General features: G+C 68.6%; 14 protein-coding genes. 7 read left to right on the forward strand and 7 right to left on the reverse strand.

Annotated elements, in window-relative coordinates; genetic code table 11:
- Position 1: 1 nt before the first annotated feature.
- Both N8A90_RS00535 and ppc read right to left on the reverse strand, forming a co-directional pair.
- Positions 2–220, reverse strand: a complete 219-nt coding sequence (locus tag N8A90_RS00535) for a hypothetical protein (RefSeq protein ID WP_262072695.1) — start codon at positions 218–220, stop codon at positions 2–4.
- Positions 221–392: 172 nt separating this feature from the next.
- The gene (gene ppc / locus N8A90_RS00540) at positions 393–3,269 is read right to left on the reverse strand and encodes a phosphoenolpyruvate carboxylase (RefSeq protein ID WP_262072696.1); all 2,877 of its coding nucleotides are present in this window, start codon (positions 3,267–3,269) and stop codon (positions 393–395) included.
- Positions 3,270–3,367: 98 nt separating this feature from the next.
- Between ppc and hemC the strand changes: the two genes are divergently transcribed.
- The 7 genes from hemC (at position 3,368) to N8A90_RS00575 (ending at position 11,512) form a co-directional block, all read left to right on the forward strand.
- Positions 3,368–4,273, forward strand: coding sequence for a hydroxymethylbilane synthase (gene hemC / locus N8A90_RS00545; RefSeq protein WP_262072697.1), 906 nt, complete (start codon positions 3,368–3,370; stop codon positions 4,271–4,273).
- A 16-nt stretch (positions 4,274–4,289) separates the two neighbouring features.
- On the forward strand, positions 4,290–5,066 hold the full coding sequence (locus N8A90_RS00550) for a uroporphyrinogen-III synthase (RefSeq protein WP_262072698.1): 777 nt from the start codon (positions 4,290–4,292) through the stop codon (positions 5,064–5,066).
- The gene (locus tag N8A90_RS00555; RefSeq protein WP_262072699.1) at positions 5,063–6,151 is read left to right on the forward strand and encodes a uroporphyrinogen-III C-methyltransferase; all 1,089 of its coding nucleotides are present in this window, start codon (positions 5,063–5,065) and stop codon (positions 6,149–6,151) included. Before N8A90_RS00550 ends, N8A90_RS00555 begins: the two co-directional genes overlap by 4 nt.
- 13 nt (positions 6,152–6,164) lie before the next feature.
- On the forward strand, positions 6,165–7,445 hold the full coding sequence (locus N8A90_RS00560; RefSeq protein WP_262072700.1) for a heme biosynthesis protein HemY: 1,281 nt from the start codon (positions 6,165–6,167) through the stop codon (positions 7,443–7,445).
- Between the two features lie 180 nt (positions 7,446–7,625).
- On the forward strand, positions 7,626–8,804 hold the full coding sequence (locus N8A90_RS00565; RefSeq protein WP_262072701.1) for a polysaccharide biosynthesis/export family protein: 1,179 nt from the start codon (positions 7,626–7,628) through the stop codon (positions 8,802–8,804).
- A 12-nt stretch (positions 8,805–8,816) separates the two neighbouring features.
- Positions 8,817–9,254, forward strand: coding sequence for a low molecular weight protein-tyrosine-phosphatase (locus N8A90_RS00570; protein WP_262073128.1), 438 nt, complete (start codon positions 8,817–8,819; stop codon positions 9,252–9,254).
- Positions 9,254–11,512 (forward strand): polysaccharide biosynthesis tyrosine autokinase, encoded by a 2,259-nt coding sequence (locus tag N8A90_RS00575; RefSeq protein WP_262072702.1) that lies wholly within the window; start codon positions 9,254–9,256, stop codon positions 11,510–11,512. The genes N8A90_RS00570 and N8A90_RS00575 overlap by 1 nt, the downstream gene beginning before the upstream one ends.
- Before the next feature lie 105 nt (positions 11,513–11,617).
- On the opposite strand, the gene N8A90_RS00580 is transcribed toward N8A90_RS00575, so the two are convergent.
- From N8A90_RS00580 to N8A90_RS00600, 5 genes are all read right to left on the reverse strand, one after another.
- On the reverse strand, positions 11,618–12,850 hold the full coding sequence (locus tag N8A90_RS00580) for a glycosyltransferase WbuB (RefSeq protein WP_262072703.1): 1,233 nt from the start codon (positions 12,848–12,850) through the stop codon (positions 11,618–11,620).
- 43 nt (positions 12,851–12,893) lie between these two features.
- Positions 12,894–14,246: a hypothetical protein gene (locus N8A90_RS00585; RefSeq protein WP_262072704.1), complete on the reverse strand. Its 1,353-nt coding sequence runs from the start codon at positions 14,244–14,246 to the stop codon at positions 12,894–12,896.
- Entirely contained in the window at positions 14,243–15,286 is a 1,044-nt protein-coding gene (locus tag N8A90_RS00590) for a hypothetical protein (RefSeq protein WP_262072705.1), read from the reverse strand. The genes N8A90_RS00585 and N8A90_RS00590 overlap by 4 nt, the downstream gene beginning before the upstream one ends.
- A gap of 22 nt (positions 15,287–15,308) precedes the next feature.
- Positions 15,309–16,277, reverse strand: coding sequence for a GDP-L-fucose synthase family protein (locus tag N8A90_RS00595; protein WP_262072706.1), 969 nt, complete (start codon positions 16,275–16,277; stop codon positions 15,309–15,311).
- A 172-nt stretch (positions 16,278–16,449) separates the two neighbouring features.
- Positions 16,450–17,136: a sugar transferase gene (locus N8A90_RS00600; RefSeq protein ID WP_262072707.1), complete on the reverse strand. Its 687-nt coding sequence runs from the start codon at positions 17,134–17,136 to the stop codon at positions 16,450–16,452.
- Positions 17,137–17,312: the final 176 nt, after the last annotated feature.

A 17,312-nucleotide genomic window follows, 5' to 3' on the forward strand; every position in this document is an offset into this window, starting at 1 on the left:
GTCAGGCAGCGATGGCGAATCCGATGCCGACGACGACCGCCACGCAGGCGAGCGTGACGATGTGCCCCGCAGCGATCGCACGAACGTGCTGAAGGCGGCAGCGTGCCATCGACCAACGCCCGTGCGCCGTCGCGCATTGCTGCATGTGGGACGCCAGCGCATCGAAATCGCTTCGTATGAAGTCGATGTTCGACGGGGCGAGCGAGTGCGGATAAGACATGACACGGTTCCTGTGAAGACGTTGTTTCAACCACCGCGCGAGAGAGAGCGAAAGCCACTGACGTAACAGACAGGGTACTCCCCATGTCAAGTCGCCTCGGCACGTCGAGGCACAGGTCCACGTGTAGGAGGGCACGCACTCTTTTTGAGGGTGCACTGCCCGAGTGCCGGTGTCAGCCGGTGTTGCGCAGCCCGGCCGCCACCCCGTTGATCGAGATGTGGATGCCGCGCTGCAGCCGCTCGCCGCCTTCGCCGGCGCGGTAGCGCCGCATCAGTTCGACCTGCAGGTGGTGCAGCGGGTCGATGTAGGGAAAGCGATGGCGTACCGAGCGCTGCATGTCCGCGTTGCCTTCGAGCCGCTGCTTGGCGCCGGTGATGAGCGTGAGCGCGTCCGACGTGCGGTGCCACTCGGCCTCGATCAGGCCGAAGACCTTCTGGCGCAGCTTGCGGTCGGCCACCAGTTCGGAATAGCGCGAGGCGAGCGCGAGGTCGCTCTTGGCGAGCACCATGTCCATGTTCGACAGCAGCGTGCGGAAGAAGGGCCATTGCGCGTACATGCGCTGCAGCAGCGCCTGGCGTTCCTTCTTCGCGGCGGCCGTGGCACCGCCCGCGACGAACTGTTCGATGGCCGAACCGAAGCCGTACCAGCCCGGCAGCGTGAGCCGGCACTGGCCCCAGCTGAAGCTCCACGGCACGGCGCGCAGGTCTTCGATCTTGTGGCTCGGATTGCGCGACGCGGGGCGCGAGCCGATGTTGAGTTCGGCGATCTCGCGGATCGGCGTGGCGCTGAAGAAGTAGTCGCCGAAGCCGGGCGTTTCGTAGACCAGGTGCCGGTAGGCCGCCATGCTGGCCGAAGAGAGTTCGGCCGCAGCCGCCAGGAAGGTGGCCGGCGGCGCCTTGGCCATCGGCAGCAGCGTGGCTTCGAGCGTGGCGGCGACCAGTGTTTCGAGGTTGCGCCGGCCGATCTCGCGGTTGGCGTACTTCGAGCCGATCACCTCGCCCTGTTCGGTCAGGCGGATCTGGCCGCGCACCGTGCCCGGCGGCTGCGCCAGGATCGCCTGGTAGCTCGGCCCCCCGCCGCGGCCCACCGTGCCGCCGCGGCCGTGGAACATGCGAAGCCGGATCGACGGCTCCTGCGACTTGTCCTTTTTATTGCTGCTGTTCGTACCATTGAGCTCGTCGAACAGCGCCACCAGCGCGAGCCCGGTGCGGTAGAGCTCCCAGTTGCTGGTGAAGATGCCGCCGTCCTTGTTGCTGTCGCTGTAGCCGAGCATCACGTCCTGCAGCGCCCCAGAGCGCTGGACCAGCGCCTTGATGCCGGGCAGCGCGTAGAACGCCCGCATGATCGGCGCGGCATTGCGCAGGTCTTCGATCGTCTCGAACAGCGGCACGACGATGAGGTCGTTGGTCGCGTTTTCGTCCAGCGTGCCGCGCAGCAGGCCGACTTCCTTCTGCAGCAGCAGCGCCTCCAGCAGGTCGCTCACCGTCTCGGTGTGGCTGATGATGTAGTGGCGGATGGCCGCAGCGCCGTAGCGGGCACGCGCGGTGCGGGCGGCGGCGAAGATGGCGAGTTCGCTCTGTGTGAGCGGCGCGTAGTCCGCGTCGGGCACGCGCAGCGGGCGCGCCTCGTCGAGCAGTCTCAGCAGCAGCGTCTGCTTGGCGTCTTCGGCCAGCGCGGCGTAGTCGGGCTCGATGCGCGCCTTGGCCAGCAGTTCGGCGACCACCGCCTCGTGCTTGTCCGAACTCTGGCGCAGGTCGACGGTGGCCAGGTGGAAGCCGAACACCTCGACCGCGCGGATCAGCGGGCCCAGGCGCTGCGCGATCAGCGCGGCGCCGTGCTTGTCGGTGAGCGACTCCGCGATGGTGCGCAGGTCGGCCAGGAATTCTTCGGCGTTTGGGTACGGGTTCTGCGGCGCCACCGCATGGCGCGCTGCCTCGCCGCCGGTCAGCTCGCGCAGCGTGGCGGCCAGGCGCGAATACACGCCGGTCAACGCACGGCGGTAGGGCTCGTCGACGCGGTGCTCGCTGTGGTCGGGCGAGCGCTCGGCCAGCGCCTGCATCTCGACCGACACGTCGACCAGCGTGGCCGACAGCGACAGTTCGCCGCCGAGGTAGTGCACCTCGGTGAGGTAGTGGCGCAGCACCAGGTCGGCCTGGCGGCGCAGCGCGTACTCGAGCGTCTCGGCCGTCACGTTCGGGTTGCCGTCGCGGTCGCCGCCAATCCACTGGCCCATGCGCAGGAAGGGCGCGATGCCGTCGTGGCCCAGCGCGCGCTCGAGTTCGGCGTAGACGCGCGGGATCTCGCGCAGGAAGGTCGCCTCGTAGTAGCTCAGCGCGTTCTCGACCTCGTCGGCGACGGTGAGCTTGGAGAAGCGCAGCAGGCGGGTCTGCCAGAGCTGCGTGACGCGGATGCGGATCTGGCTCTCGTTCTCGGCGTATTCCAGGGGCGTGAGCGCGTCCTTCTTGCCGGCGAAGGCCTGGCGGCGCCAGCCGATCTCGTCGCGTGCGGTGAGCAGCTGCGCGATGGCGCGCTCGGCGTCGAGGATGCTCTTGCGCTGCACCTCGGTCGGGTGCGCGGTGAGCACCGGCGAGACGTAGCTGTGGGCCAGCGACTCGACCACGGCGGCGCTCGACACGCCGGCCTTGCGGATGCGGGCCAGCGCGGTCTCGAGGCTGCCGTCGGCGCTCTCGCCGGCGCGTTCTTCCTCGGTGCGGCGGCGGATCTGGTGGCGGTCCTCCGCCAGGTTGGCCAGGTGGCTGAAGTAGGTGAAGGCGCGGATCACGCGCACCGTCTCGACCGCGCTCAGGCCCTTGAGCAGGTGCTTGAGCGCGCGGTCGGCGGCGTGGTCTGCATCGCGCCGGAACGCGACGGACAGCGTGCGGACCTTCTCGACCAGCTCGTAGGTGTCCTTGCCCTCCTGCTCGCGGATCACGTCGCCGAGGATCCGGCCGAGCAGCCGGATGTCGTCGATGAGCGGCTGGTCTTCGCTGCGTGCACGCCTGGGCGTCTGCTGGGTTGCGGTTGCCGGCGCCTTCTTGCCTGTCGTCATTCGCGTCATCTCCTCGTTGGGGAAGGGTGCGCCGCCTGCGTTGTTGCGGCGCAACATGCTAGCATCCCGCGGGTCTTCTTCACCACTGGAATCCGGCCTTGAGCAACATCGTGATCGCCACGCGCGAAAGCCGTCTGGCCCTGTGGCAAGCCGAGCATGTGCAACGGCTGCTGCAAGAACGAGGCCACGCGGTCCGCCTGCTCGGCATGACCACCCGCGGCGACCAGATCCTGGACCGCTCGCTCAGCAAGGTCGGCGGCAAGGGCCTGTTCGTCAAGGAACTCGAACTCGCACTCGAAGAGGGGCGCGCCGACATCGCGGTGCATTCGCTCAAGGACGTGCCGATGGAGCTGCCCGAGGGCTTCGCGCTGGCCTGCGTGCTCGAGCGCGAAGACCCGCGCGATGCCTTCGTCTCGCCCGCCTACGCGTCGCTCGACGCGCTGCCGCAGGGCGCCGTCGTCGGCACCTCCAGCCTGCGCCGCGTGGTGCTGCTGCGTGCGCTGCGGCCCGACCTGCGCATCGAACCCCTGCGCGGCAACCTCGACACGCGGCTGCGCAAGCTCGACGACGGGCAGTACGACGGGATCATCCTGGCGGCCGCCGGCCTGAAGCGGCTGGGGCTCGAAAGCCGCATCCGCACCGCCTTCGAGCCCGAGACGATGCTGCCCGCCGCCGGGCAGGGCGCGCTCGGCATCGAGGTACGCGCCGATCGTGCCGACCTCATCGCACTGCTCGCACCGCTCGCGCACCGCGAAGACGGCCTCGCCACGGCTGCCGAACGCGCCGTGAGCCGCGCGATGGGCGGCAGCTGCTCGATGCCGCTGGCGGCGCACGCGCGCTGGCAGGCCGACGGCAGCCTGCGCATCGAAGCCGCCTGGGGCGACGTGGACGGCGTGGGCGCGCTGCTGCGTGTCGAGGCGCAAAGCGCCGTCGGCGACGCCGCGCAGGCGGAGGCGCTCGGCGACGAGGCCGCGGCCCGGTTGCGCGCGGCCGGCGCGCACTGACCGCTGCGTCGCGCGGATGAACCGCCGTGTGATCGTCACCCGACCGGCGCACGAGGCGTCGCGCTGGGTCGACGCCTTGAACGGCGCGGGGCTGAGCGCCGTGGCCTTGCCGCTGATCGCGATCGAGCCCTTGGAGGACACCCGCGCCTTGGAGGCGTCGCGCCGCACCGTGGCCCGTCGGCACGCGCTGATGTTCGTCAGCGCTGCGGCCGCGTCGCATTTCGTCGACGCCCGCGTGGCGGCCGACCTGGCCGCGGACCCCGCGCCGCGCTGCTGGGCCACCGGCCCCGGCACCGTGCGGGCGCTGCGGGAAGCGGGTGCGCCGGCCTCGTGCATCGATGCCCCGGGCGACGACGCGGCGCAGTTCGATTCCGAAGCCCTGTGGGCGGTGGTGCGTCCGCAGGTCGCGCCCGGCACGCGCGTGCTGATCGTGCGCGGCGGCGACGCCGCCGGCCAGCCGGGCGGGCGCGACTGGCTGGCGCGCGCCGTTCAGTCGGCCGGCGGCGAGGTCGAGGTCGTGGCGTCGTACCGGCGGCTCGCGCCGCGTTTCGGCGACGCCGAGCGCCGGCTGGCGACCCAGGCCGCCAGCGGGGGCAGCGTCTGGCTCTTCAGCAGTTCGGAAGGCATCGCGAACCTGCGCCAGGCGATGCCCGGGGCGGACTGGCGCGCGGCGTGCGCCGTGGCCACCCATCCCCGCATCGGCGAGGCCGCGCGTGCGGCCGGTTTCGGCACGGTCGTGCTGTCGCAGCCGGGGCTGGGTGCGCTGGCCGCGTCGATAGAATCGTTGCCATGAGTTCCGTGTCCGCGACCCCCGATGAAACCGTGCCGGAGTCTGTCGTGCGGACCACGGTGCCGGTCGCGATGCATCCGGCGCCCTCCCTCGGTGCCGTGGTGCTGTCGCGCATCGCCCTCGGCCTGCTGGCGATGATCGCGCTGGTGGCCCTGGTGCTGGTGATCGTGCTGTGGCAGAAGGTCGGCGGCATGCAGGAGCAGCTCGCCCGCCAGAGCGCGGACGCGATGGCGCAGTCGCTCGAGGCGCGCACGCTGGCACGGCAGGCGCACGAGACCGTGCGCGACACCGCCGCGCGGCTGGCGCTCACCGAAACCCGCGTGGCCGAGGTGACGCTGCAGCGCGCCCAGCTCGAGGAGCTGATGCAGAGCCTGTCGCGTTCGCGCGACGAGAACCTGGTGGTGGACATCGAATCGGCCGTGCGTCTGGCCTTGCAGCAGGCGCAGGTCACCGGCAACGTCGAGCCGCTGCTGGCCGCGCTCAAGGCGGCCGACGTGCGCATCACGCGCGCCGCCCAGCCGCGGCTGGCCCCGCTGCAGCGCGCCGTCCAGCGCGACGCCGATCGCCTGCGGTCCACCGCCAGCGGTGACGGTGGCGAGGCGCTGCAGAAACTCGATGAACTGATGCGCGGCGTGGATGATCTGCCCACGCTCAACGCCGTCGGCGTGCGCAGCGGCGGCGCCGGTGCCAGCGCGTTGCAGAACGAGCCGATCCCCGCCGATGCGCCCTGGTGGAAGCGCATCCTCATGGCGGTGCAGGCGGAGGCGCGCTCGCTGGTGCGCGTCGGCCGCATCGAGCGGCCCGAGGCCGTGCTGCTGTCGCCCGACCAGACCTTCTTCCTGCGCGAGAACCTCAAGCTGAAGCTGCTCAATGCACGCCTGGCGCTGCTGTCGCGCCAGGTCGACACGGCGCGCAGCGAACTGGCGCTGGTGTCGGCGTCGCTCAACCGCTATTTCGACCCGGCCTCGCGCCGGGTGCAGGCCGCGGCGACCCTGCTGCAGCAGTTGCAGCTGCAGGTGCGCACGACGGAAACACCGCGCGTCGACGACACGCTCGCCGCGCTGGCCACCGCAGCGGCCGGCCGCTGAGCGTCGACGATCCATGCGCGCCGCCCTCTGGCTCCTCGCTCTCTTCGGCATCGCCGCCGCGGTGGCGCTCTTCGCGGGCAACAACCAGGGCACGGTCACCGTGTTCTGGCCGCCGTGGCGGGTCGACCTCTCGCTCAACCTGGTGCTGCTGCTGCTGGCCGGCACCTTCGTGCTGCTGTACGCGGCGCTGCGGGCGTTGGCGGCGCTGTTCTCGTTGCCGCAGCAGGCGCGCCAGTGGCGGGTGCAGCAGAAGGAACGCGCCTTGCACACCGCGCTGCTCGACGCCATGGTGCAGCTGATGGCCGGGCGCTTCTCGCGCGCGCGCCGCGCGGCCATGGCCGCCCTGGCGCAGGAGCGCACGCTGGAGGCGCTCGATGTCGAACTGCCGCAGGCGCGCCAGCTGCGCGTGCTGTCGCATCTTCTGGCGGCCGAAAGCGCCCAGTCCCTGCAGGACCGGGCCGCGCGCGACGCGCACCTGCAGCAGGCCCTCAACGAAAGCGCCGAGCGCGGCGTGCTGAGCCCCGAGACGCGCGAAGGCGTGCAACTGCGTTCGGCGCGCTGGGCGCTGGAAGACCGCGACCCGTCGGCGGCCCTGGCGCGTTTGAAGGAGCTGCCGCAGGGCGTGCAGCGCCGCACGCTGGCGCTGCGCCTGCATCTGAAGGCGGCACGGCAGGAACGCCGCACGCTCGAGGCGCTTCAGACAGCCCGCCTGCTGGCCAAGCACCGCGCCTTTTCCGAATCGGCCGCGCAGAGCATCGTGCGCGGCCTGGCCGTGGAACTGCTCTCCGGTGCCCACGATGCGGCGCAGTTGAACCGCGCCTGGGCCGACCTGGAGGCCGGCGAGCGCGAGATGCCCGAGGTCGCCATCCATGCGGCGCAGCGGATGGTGGCGCTCCACGGCGATCTGGCCGTGGCGCGGGGCTGGCTGCTGCCGGTGTGGGCGTTCATGGTGAGCCACCCCGACGGTCTCGGGAGTGGCTTGCGGGTGAAGCTGGTCCGGGCCCTGGAAGCCGGTCTCGCATCGGTCGACGCCGACTGGCTCGCCCGCATCGAGTCGGCGCAGCGCAGCAATCCGCGTGACGCCCATCTCCAGTATCTGGCGGGCATGGCCTGCATGAAGCGCCAGCTCTGGGGCAAGGCGCAACAACTGCTCATGCAGGCCGGCATGGGCTTACAGGATGTCTCCCTGTACCGCAGCGCCTGGTGTGCCCTGGCAGAACTCGCCGAAGCGCGAGACGATGCCGCCCAGGCCCTGGTCGCCTGGAAGCGCGCTGCGCAGACCACAGACCTCTGAATTCGGTCGGGATTTCGGCGCAAGCGCGGGTTTCCGCGCAACCTGGCAACGCGCGGAATCCCGCGCTGTGTGAATTTTTTCACGGGTTTGATCGCATGTCGGAAGAGGTACGGCCAGAAACAATTCAACGCTGGGTCTGGAGCTGAGGTACAGTAGGAACTGTTTCCAAAAGTATTCATTTTGGTCAACGCGGAGCCAGATTTGAAAAGTTTCTTAGTACATGCCGCCTTGTTCACTTCTGCAGCCCTGCTGTTGCAGGGCTGTGCCCCGTTGGGGCCGGGCTTCAGTTCGGCCAGCGGCGATGCCGACCAGGCGGTGTCGCCTTCGGGGTTCTCGGGACCCAACGAGGATCCGCCGCCGGCCGGCGCACTGACGGCGATCACCCCCGCGCTGATCCAGGCGCAACGTGACAACGCGGTCAGGCCCGTCCCCTCGGAGGTCCAGGCCCTGATCGGCGAGGCCGAGCCATACCGTATCGGCGCGGGCGACGTCGTGGGGATCGTGGTCTACGACCATCCCGAGATCGCGTTCAGCGCCACGCCGGCCACCACCGTGGCCGACTCGGCCAGCATTTCGCCGGCGCCGGGCTTCATCGTGTCCAACACCGGGCAGCTGACTTTTCCGTACGCCGGGCCCGTCACCGCGGCAGGCCTGACCATCCAGGAACTCGAGGACATGCTGGTTCGCCGCCTGTCCCGCGTCTTCAAGAACCCGCAGCTCAGCGTGCGTGTGACCGCGTTCCGCAGCAAGCGTGCCTACATCGAAGGTGAGGTTCGCGCGCCGGGCCTGATGGTGTTCACCGACATCCCGATGACCCTGGCCGAAGCGCTCAACCGCGCGGGCGGTCTCTCGGCCAACGGGGACCGCTCGTTGGTGACGCTCACGCGCAACGGCAAGACGATTCCGCTCGATCTGATGGCACTGACCGACGCCGGTGTCGACCCGACCCGCATTCCGCTCAAGAACGGCGATCTGGTGATGGTCCGCGGCCGTGACGAACGCAAGGTGACGGTGATGGGCGAGGTGAGCCAACAAGCCGCCATCCCGATGCGCAATGGCCGTCTCAGCCTCAACGACGCGCTGATCGAAGCCGGCGGGGTGAACCTGAGCCAGGCGAACCCGCGTCAGATCTATGTGGTGCGCAACGAGCCGAAGGGCGGCCGGTCGCTGTTCCATCTGGATGCGCGCACGCCGATGGCGCTGGCACTGGCCGACCAGTTCGCGCTGCGTCCCAAGGACGTGGTCTTCGTCGATCCGGTGCCGCTGGTGCGCTGGAACCGCGTGATCAGTCTCGTCCTCCCGTCCACGACCACCGCCACGTCCGTACGCGAACTGAGCCGGCCGGTCGGCACGAACTGAACGACCGTGTCCATCCGGAACATCCTGATCGTGTGCATCGGAAACATCTGCCGCAGCCCCATGGCCGAAGGCCTGGTGAAGGCGGCCATGCCCGATCGCCAGGTCGTCTCGGCGGGCCTGGGTGCGCTGGTCGGCCAGGGTGCCGACCCGATCGCCTGCGCGCTCATGAAGGAGCGCGGGCTGAGCATCGATGCGCATCGTGCGCAGCAGATCCAGAGCGACATGTGCCGGCGTGCCGATCTCATTCTCGTGATGGACGGCGGGCAGCGGCGCGAGATCGAACAGCGCTATCCCTTCGCCCTCGGCCGCGTGTTTCGCCTGTGCGAACGCTCCGGCCAGGATGTGCCCGATCCGTACCGCGCCGGTGACAGCGCCTTTCGCACGTCCTTCGCGCTCATCGAGAACGGCGCGCAGCAGTGGGTCCAACGCATTTCAAGAGTGTCCAGCTGATGAATTCCACATTTCCCCATTCCACCAGCGCTGTCCCGTCCAACGCCGTCGATGACGACAGCGATCTGGACGTCGGCCGCTATGTCGATGTGCTGCTGGCGCACAAGTGGCTGATCCTCGCCATCACCCTGGTGGTGCTCGCGATCGGCACGGCCTACGCGCTCATGGAGCGGCCGGTCTATCAGACCGAGGTGCTGATCCAGGTCGAGGACTCCGACGGCAGCGCCAGCAAGGGCGTGCTGGGCGAGGCGGCCGGGCTGTTCGACGTGCGCACGCCGACCAGCGCCGAGATGGAGATCATCCGCTCGCGGATGGTGGTGGCGCCGGCGGTGGAGGCGACCAAGCTCTACATCTCGGCAAGCCCGCGCTACATCCCCTACATCGGTGGCTGGCTGGCGCGTCGCTCCAACGCGCTGTCCGACCCGGGCTTCCTGGGCTTGCAGGGCTATGTGTCGGGCACGGAGCGCATCGTGGTGTCGCAGTTCGACGTGCCGGCGCCGCTCGAAGGCGCGCTGTTCCGGGTGACGGCCAAGGGCGGCGGGCAGTACACGCTGGAGCATCCGCGCCTCGCGGCGCCGTTGACCGGCACGGTGGGCTCGATGCTCAACGCGCAAACCGAAGAAGGCCCGATCACGTTGCAGGTCGACCAACTCGCCGGAAAACCGGGCGCGGAGTTCGACCTGGTGCGCTCGGGCAAGTTGCCGACCGTGGCCGGCGTGCAGTCCGAGCTGGCGCTGAGTGAGCGAGGCAAGACCTCCGGCATCATCGCCGTGTCGATGATGGGGAGCGACCCCTACAGGATCACGCGGGTGCTCAATGCCGTCGGCGCGCAGTATGTGCGTCAGAACATCGAGCGCAAGGCGGCCGAGGCCCAGAAGACCCTGGCCTTCCTGGATGTGCAGCTGCCGCAGTTCAAGAAGCAGCTGGAGGCGTCGGAAGAGGTCTACAACCGCTTCCGCAACCAGAAGGCGACCGTGGCGTTCAACGAGGAAGCCACCGCGGTCCTGACCGAGTCCGTCGATCGGCAAACCCGCCTGCTCGATGCCCAGCAGCGCCGCCGCGAACTCGAGAGCCGCTTCACGGCCGCGCACCCGGCGGTGCAGACCCTCGATACGCAGATCGCCGCACTGCAGCGCGAGATCGCGAACATCCAGACCCGCATCAAGGGCCTGCCGGCCATCCAGCAGGAAGCCGTGCGCATGGAGCGCGACGTGAAGGTCAACACCGAGCTGTACCAGTCGCTCCTGAACAATGCGCTGCAACTGCGTCTGGTCAAGGAAGGCAAGGTCGGCAACGTGCGCGTGCTGGACGATGCGGTGGTGCCGGAGGTGCCGGTCAAGCCCAACCGCAAGGTCATCGTCGGCGCGGCGCTGGCACTGGGGCTGTTCCTCGGCATCGTTGTCGCCTTCCTGCGCAACGCCTTCATCGAGCAGCGCATTCGCGATCCGCACGAGGTCGAAACGCACACGGGCCTGCCGGTGTTCTCCACGATCCCGATGAGCAATGCCCAGGATGCGATCGCCAAGCGTCGCCTCACCGGTGCCACCGGCGTGCGGCTGCTCGCGATCGAGCACCCGGACGATCCTGCCGTCGAGAGCCTGCGGAGCCTGCGCACGGCCATGCAGTTCGCGATGCTCGAATCGCCCAACAACCGCGTGCTGATCACCGGCGCGACGCCGGGTCTGGGCAAGAGCTTCGTGTCGGCCAACTTCGCGGCGCTCATGGCTGCGGCGGGCAAGCGCACGCTGCTGATCGACGCCGACCTGCGCCGCGGTCATGCCCATCAGTACTTCGGGCTCCAGCGTCATGGCGGCCTGTCGGAACTCATCGCGGGCAGCTTGACGGTGCAGCAGACGGTGCATCGCCAAGTCGTCCCCGACCTCGACTTCCTGGCCACCGGCCAGCTGCCGCCGAACCCGTCGGAACTGCTGGTGTCGGAGTCGTTCAAGGCGACGCTGGAGCGGTTGTCCGAACTCTACGACCTGGTGGTCATCGATACGCCGCCGGTGCTGGTGGCGGCCGACACGATGACCGTGGCGATGCATGCCGGCACCGTGCTGCTGGTGGCGCGGGCGGATCAGTCGACGATGGGCGAGCTCAAGGAGAGCGTGCGCCGTCTGTCGCTGGGCGGACGGGCAGCCACGGGCGTGCTGCTGAACGCCATGAACGTGGACAAGCGGGCGTACAGTGCCTACAAGTACGGCCGCTATCGCTACACGAACTACAACTACGAGAGCATCCTGCCGGACGAGCAGTGATGCGGCGCCGGGACCGAGGGTCTCGGCCTTGTCATCAGGCGCGGATGTGCCAGACAAAAGGACCGCCGAGGCGGTCCTTTTGTCATGGGGCCGTGCTGCGATGCCTCACCGAGGCCGTGGCGCGATGCAGTCCAGCAGGTCGCGCTCGAAGCGGGCCAGCACGGCGTCGCGGGCCATGTGCTCTTGCGCGAAGCGACGGGCGCGCTCGCCCAGCGTGCGGCGCAGCGGCGCATCGGCGGCCAGGGCCTGTAGGGCGATGGCGAAGGCGGAGGCGTCCTCCGGTGGCACGATGCGGCCGCACTGCGCGACCACTTGCCCCAGTTCGGTCTCGGGCCGGGCGCCGGCCAGCACCGGGCGCCCGCTGCTGAGCATGCCGGTGAGCTTCGAGGGCATGACCAGGTCGGCGGCATCGGCACGCTGCGGCAGCAGGTGAACGTCGGCCAGGCCGAGCAGTTCGCCCAGTCGGTCGACCGGCTGGAGGTCCAGGAAATGCACGTTGGGCAGGCCGGCGCAACGTGCCATCAGTCCTTCGCGCCCGGCACCGTTGCCACAGAACACGAAAACGAGGTTCGGATCACTGCGCGTCTGCAGGGCCAGCTCGGCGAGCAACTCCAGGCCTTGCTTGGCACCCATGTTGCCCGAGTACAGTGCCACGACCGCATCGTCGGGGATGCCGAGTTCGCGCCGGTAGGGGCTGGGACTCGACAGAGGCTGGATGGCCGAGACATCGGCCCAGTTGGGAAAGGACAGCAGCCGCTCGGGGGCGACCCCCTTGCTGCGCGCGCGTTCCAGCATGCGCTGCGAGATCGTCGAGACCCGGTCGAAACGCTGCATCAGGTGGCGTTCGCCGCTGCTCACGATCGCGCGCAGGCGTTCGCCCTTGAGCAGGCCCAGTTCGAAGGCGGCATCGACCTCGTAGTCCTGGATGTGCAGCCAGCTGCGGGCCGACCGAATGCGGGCGAACAGCAGGCCCGCGGGCGTGCAGAAGAGCGGGGGCTCGGTCATCCAGACCACGTCGGGTTTCCAGCGCCATTGCGCCAGGAGCGCCGGGATGCTGGCGATCGCGAAGCTCGCCAGATGCAGCAGGCGGCGTGTGCCGTTGACCTTGCGAGGCACCCACAGCGGCGTGCGGAAGACCTGGGCGCCCCGCCATGCCTCGCGCGTGTAGCGGCTGCCGCTGTAGCCGGCGCGGACTTGCCAGTCGGGGTAGTACGGCGGTGCGGTGACGACCCGCACGTCGTGGCCGCGCGCGGCGAGCCAGGCGACCATTTCGCCGGTGTACTTGCCGATGCCCGTGAGTTCGGGTGCGAAATTGATGCCGTAGACGAGGAGTTTCATCGATGTGAGCAAGCGTGAGACCCGGCGTCTGGCCGGCCCCGTCTCACGAGGACGAGGAACGCGTCGAGAAGAAGTCGCCCGCCGGATATCGGAAGAGGAGGAGGAAGTATCCCAGCAGTACGCCGAGCAGTGCGTTGGCGGTCAGCTGACCGATGGCCGGCCAGGTCATCAGGCCCACCACCATGGCAATCCACAGCACCATGGGAAAGGCCGCGTGCCGAAGGATCGACAAGCGCAGCGCGTAGGCCAGGCCACCGATCAGCACGGCGAGCTTGAGCGCCACGAAGGCAAAGCCGAGCAGGCCGCCTTCCAGAACGATCCGGCCCGTTTCGGATTCGGCCAGCGCAAAGTTGGCGCCGCCGCGGTACAGGGAGGCCGCCAGGTTCGAGCCGGCCCCCAAGCCCTTGCCGAGCCAGGTCACCTGGTCGAGCACCCGGGGTTCGCCGATGAAGGTCGCAAGCAGGCGGTCCCAGAAGTTTTCGTCCGAGGCGGCCTGCTCGAAGCGCTGCTGCGTGACCAGGATCGCGTCGGAGAAGAAGAAGAGGAAGCCGGCGGCGAGCACCGCTGCCACCAGCGCGGCCCCGAGGGCGGCCGGCTTGTCACGCGTTCTGGCGAAGACGAGCCGTGCGACCAGGTACGCGCCGAGCATCACGCCAGCCGAAATCACGCCTGCGCGCGAACCGCTGACCACGCTGCCGACAACGAAGGCCCCGAAGCCGGTCAGTGCGAACAATCGCTGGATGTTCGTGCGCTTGCGTGCGCCCAGGAGCGCGAACACGGCCGGTGCGACCATGAGGAGGTAGGCCGAGTAGCCGGACGTGAAGCTGAAGGTGCCCGTGGTCCGCACCACGCCGGCGATCGCGACGAAGACCGAATCCTCGTCGCCGTCCAACTGGCGATTGATGGCGGCACCCGGCGGCGAATAGTGCTGCAGCACAGCCAGGGGCGCCAGGACGATCATGAGCAGGACGGCCATGCGGACGGCGGCGTTGAAGTCGGTCTCGGTCATCGCGGCGGCGGCGGCCACGGCGAACCAGAGGTACAGCAACCAGAAGCGCAGGCCGATGACGAAGACGGTCGGTGAGCTCTCGCCGCCGACCAGTTGCATCAAGCCCCATCCGATCACCAGCAAGGTCCAGGCGAGCATGGCCGTCACCACCTGGGGGTAGCGGCGGAGGTGGCCGCCCCGCCAGGCGTACAGCACCAGATAGACGGCCAGCAGGTCACGCAGCAGGACGAGGGGCAGGGTGGATGCGGAGGCCACCCATTTGCGGATGGCGCCCTCGAAGACCACGATCAGGAACACCGCCAGGAAGACGCGGCCTGCGCGGCTGAGGGCGGTGGGCCGGCTCGCCGCGCGCGCAGCGACGCGATGGGTGGGGGCGTGGCTGCTCATTGCAGAACCTTCGTGCTGCGCGCGGCGGTGGCGGAGGCTGTCGTCGGGCGCTCGGCCGGTACGCTGGCGCGTGCGTCGTTGTACAGCGCCTGAAGGGCAGCGGTGTGGGCGGCGGTGTCGTGCGGCTCGTACCAGCGCCGTGCGGCACGCCCGATGAGCCAGGGATCCAGATTCTTCGTGCCGTCGAGCGCGCGGAAGCCCGCGGCGTAGTGGACATTGGGCTGCATGCCGTCGTGTGCCGCCAGCTCGGGCCACAGCATGACGGGACAGGTGCCGTGTGCGGCGTAGGCCGCGAAGATGCCGCTCTTGCCGACGTGGTCGGCGGGATAGGACAGTGCGCCGAAGCGCGCCGTTGCCAGCGCCTGGCTCACCTGCTCGGGGGGCAGCATGCCGTGCCGGACCACATCGGCGTCGGCGAGCGAATTCGCCATCGTCGCATCCTGCATCGGTTTGCCGATGTCGTGAATCCGCAGGTTGTGGCGCTTGGCGAAGCGGAAGATCTCGCCGTCGCCGAAAGCGTAGGACTGCGAGCGGATGGCTTCGCTGCCGAACACGACGATCGACGCCTCGCGTTCGTTGTCCAGCACCGCGGGTTCGCCCACGTTCGAGAACACCGGCAGCACACGGTGCGGCGCGCTCGCGTTGTGCAAGCGCAGCCACTGCGCCGCCAGTTCACGGTTGGTGAGCCAGAAGTCGGCCTGATCGACCAACTCGCGTGCGATGCGCTTCTGGATACCGCTCAGCCAGAAGGCCGAACCCCAGGGCGGGCCGGAGGCATACAGCTCGTGGAAGACCACACCGAAGACCTTGAACCGCGTTCGCAGACGCTTCGTCTCGCTCAGCAACCAGGTCGGCACGCCGCGCTTCTGGAAGCCGTAGCCGCTGAAGTGGAGCAACAGCATGTCGCCCGACCACCCGCGCGTATCGGTCTGTGCCGTCAGTTCCTGGATCGGCGCGTCGAGCGAACCGCCGAGCATCGACGCGTAGTCGCGCACACCGCCGCCACCGGGCGGAATCACGGAGAGTGAAGGGGATTGCATACCGCAGTGTGAGCGATACCTGTCACGCGGCCACGGGCGCGCGCGAAAGAAAGTCCTGGTAGGCGCGTTCGATCCCCTCGCGCAGCCCGACCTGTGGCGCCCAGCCCAGTGCCCGCATCCGCGTGATGTCGAGCAGCTTGCGAGGCGCGCCGTCGGGCTTGCTGGTGTCCATGCGGATCTCACCCTGGTAGCCGATGACGTCACCGACCAGGCGCGCCAGATCGGCGATGGACAGGTCCTCGCCGCTGCCGACGTTGATGTGGCTGTTCATCGGATCGGTGCAGCCGGCATAGCGTTCCGGCTCGAGATTCATGACGTGCACGCAGGCGGCCGCCATGTCGTCGACGTAGAGGAATTCGCGCTTGGCCTTGCCGGTGCCCCAGATGACGACATCGGCTGCGTTGGCTTCGCGGGCCTCGTGGAAGCGGCGGATCAGCGCCGGCAGCACATGGCTGTTGTCCGGGTGATAGTTGTCGCCGGGCCCGTACAGGTTGGTCGGCATCACGCTGCGGTAGTCGGTGCCGTACTGGCGGTTGTAGCTCTCGCAGAGCTTGATGCCGGCGATCTTGGCGATGGCGTAGGGCTCGTTGGTCGGCTCCAGCTTGCCTGTGAGCAGTGCGTCTTCGGCCATCGGCTGCGGTGCGAGCCGGGGGTAGATGCAGCTTGAACCGAGGAACAGCAGCCGTTGCACGCCGCTGCGCCAGGCTTCGTTGATCACATTGGCTTCCAGCATCAGGTTGGCGTACAGGAATTCGGCTGGATAGGTGTTGTTGGCGTGGATGCCCCCGACCTTGGCGGCGGCCAGGTACACCTGTTGCGGCTTTTCTTGCGCCATGAACGCGCGCACTGCGGCCTGATCCGTCAGATCCAGTTCGGCGTGCGTGCGTGTGATGATGCGGGTGTGCCCCAGGGCTTCGAGGCAGCGGACAATGGCGCTTCCGACCATGCCACGGTGGCCAGCCACATAGATGGGCATATCGAGTTGGTTCATGAGATCAGATGGTAGTTAGCGGAGAACTGGCAGTACCCGTCTTCCGCGAGCGCGTTCGATCGGGGTTCTTCGTGCAGCCATCGGGGAAACACCGGGAGATGGTGCACGAGGTGCAGTGTGCATCATCATCTCTTTGCCGACCGGCCGGAAGACCGCGCGGCAGACCGACCGCTCAGCGCGAGCCCTCGCCAGAGATTACCGCCCTCGCCGTCTTCGCGAGGATCTTGAGGTCCAGCCAGAGCGACCAGTTGTTGACGTAGTAGGCGTCCAGTTCCACGCGCTGGGCGTAGGACAGCCGGTTGCGGCCGCTGACCTGCCAGAGCCCGGTGATCCCCGGACGCATGGCGCAATAGTGTTCCCAGTGCCGGCCGTAAAGGCTGCGTTGGCGCTCCATGCAGGGCCGGGGGCCGATCAGGCTCATGTCGCCCTTGAGCACGTTCCAGAACTGGGGCAGTTCGTCCAGGCTGATCTTCCGGATGATCCGGCCCAGCGGCGTGATGCGCGGGTCCTTCTCCAGCTTCTGGAAGGTGTCCCATTGGGTGCGGGCCGCATCGTTCCTGCTGAGGTAGTCGTCCAGAATGGTCTCGGAGTCGCGCACCATCGAGCGGAACTTGTAGAAACGGAAGCGCTGGCCACCTTCGCCGATCCGGACCTGCCAGAAATGCACCGGCCGCCCCATGCTGATGGCGACGCCGAGGGCCACGGCAAGGTAAAGGGGGCCGAACAGGGCGAAGAACACCAGCGCGGCGAGGATGTCGACGCTCCGCTTGATGCCCCGCTGGGCACGGGTCAGCTGGCGTGGCGAGGCCGTGATGGGGATCGGGGACGAGGGCTCGCCGCCGCCTGGATGACGCCGCATCAGATTTCCTTGCGCAGTCGAATCGGTACGAAACATGGATTTCCCCTTGGGGGCTACTTCACGGCGGAAGCAGCGTAACGCTTTAATACTAGTGGCAAGAATTTGAACACATTCGTTCTAGTCTGTCGTGCTGGCAAAAGCCGTACGCCTTTCCGCTGAATGTAAAACCGTGCAGT

The sequence above is a fragment of the Variovorax sp. N23 genome, assembly GCF_025486315.1.
Taxonomy (GTDB): Bacteria; Pseudomonadota; Gammaproteobacteria; order Burkholderiales; family Burkholderiaceae_C; genus Variovorax.

Excerpts from the sequence above, each read along its gene's own strand:
- N8A90_RS00535 (WP_262072695.1), bottom strand. The coding sequence starts at position 220 with ATGTCTTATCCGCACTCGCTCGCCCCGTCGAACATCGACTTCATACGA.
- ppc (WP_262072696.1), bottom strand. The coding sequence starts at position 3,269 with ATGACGACAGGCAAGAAGGCGCCGGCAACCGCAACCCAGCAGACGCCC.
- N8A90_RS00550 (WP_262072698.1), top strand. The coding sequence starts at position 4,290 with ATGAACCGCCGTGTGATCGTCACCCGACCGGCGCACGAGGCGTCGCGC.
- N8A90_RS00555 (WP_262072699.1), top strand. The coding sequence starts at position 5,063 with ATGAGTTCCGTGTCCGCGACCCCCGATGAAACCGTGCCGGAGTCTGTC.
- N8A90_RS00560 (WP_262072700.1), top strand. The coding sequence starts at position 6,165 with ATGCGCGCCGCCCTCTGGCTCCTCGCTCTCTTCGGCATCGCCGCCGCG.
- N8A90_RS00575 (WP_262072702.1), top strand. The coding sequence starts at position 9,254 with ATGAATTCCACATTTCCCCATTCCACCAGCGCTGTCCCGTCCAACGCC.
- N8A90_RS00580 (WP_262072703.1), bottom strand. The coding sequence starts at position 12,850 with ATGAAACTCCTCGTCTACGGCATCAATTTCGCACCCGAACTCACGGGC.
- N8A90_RS00585 (WP_262072704.1), bottom strand. The coding sequence starts at position 14,246 with ATGAGCAGCCACGCCCCCACCCATCGCGTCGCTGCGCGCGCGGCGAGC.
- N8A90_RS00590 (WP_262072705.1), bottom strand. The coding sequence starts at position 15,286 with ATGCAATCCCCTTCACTCTCCGTGATTCCGCCCGGTGGCGGCGGTGTG.
- N8A90_RS00595 (WP_262072706.1), bottom strand. The coding sequence starts at position 16,277 with ATGAACCAACTCGATATGCCCATCTATGTGGCTGGCCACCGTGGCATG.
- N8A90_RS00600 (WP_262072707.1), bottom strand. The coding sequence starts at position 17,136 with ATGCGGCGTCATCCAGGCGGCGGCGAGCCCTCGTCCCCGATCCCCATC.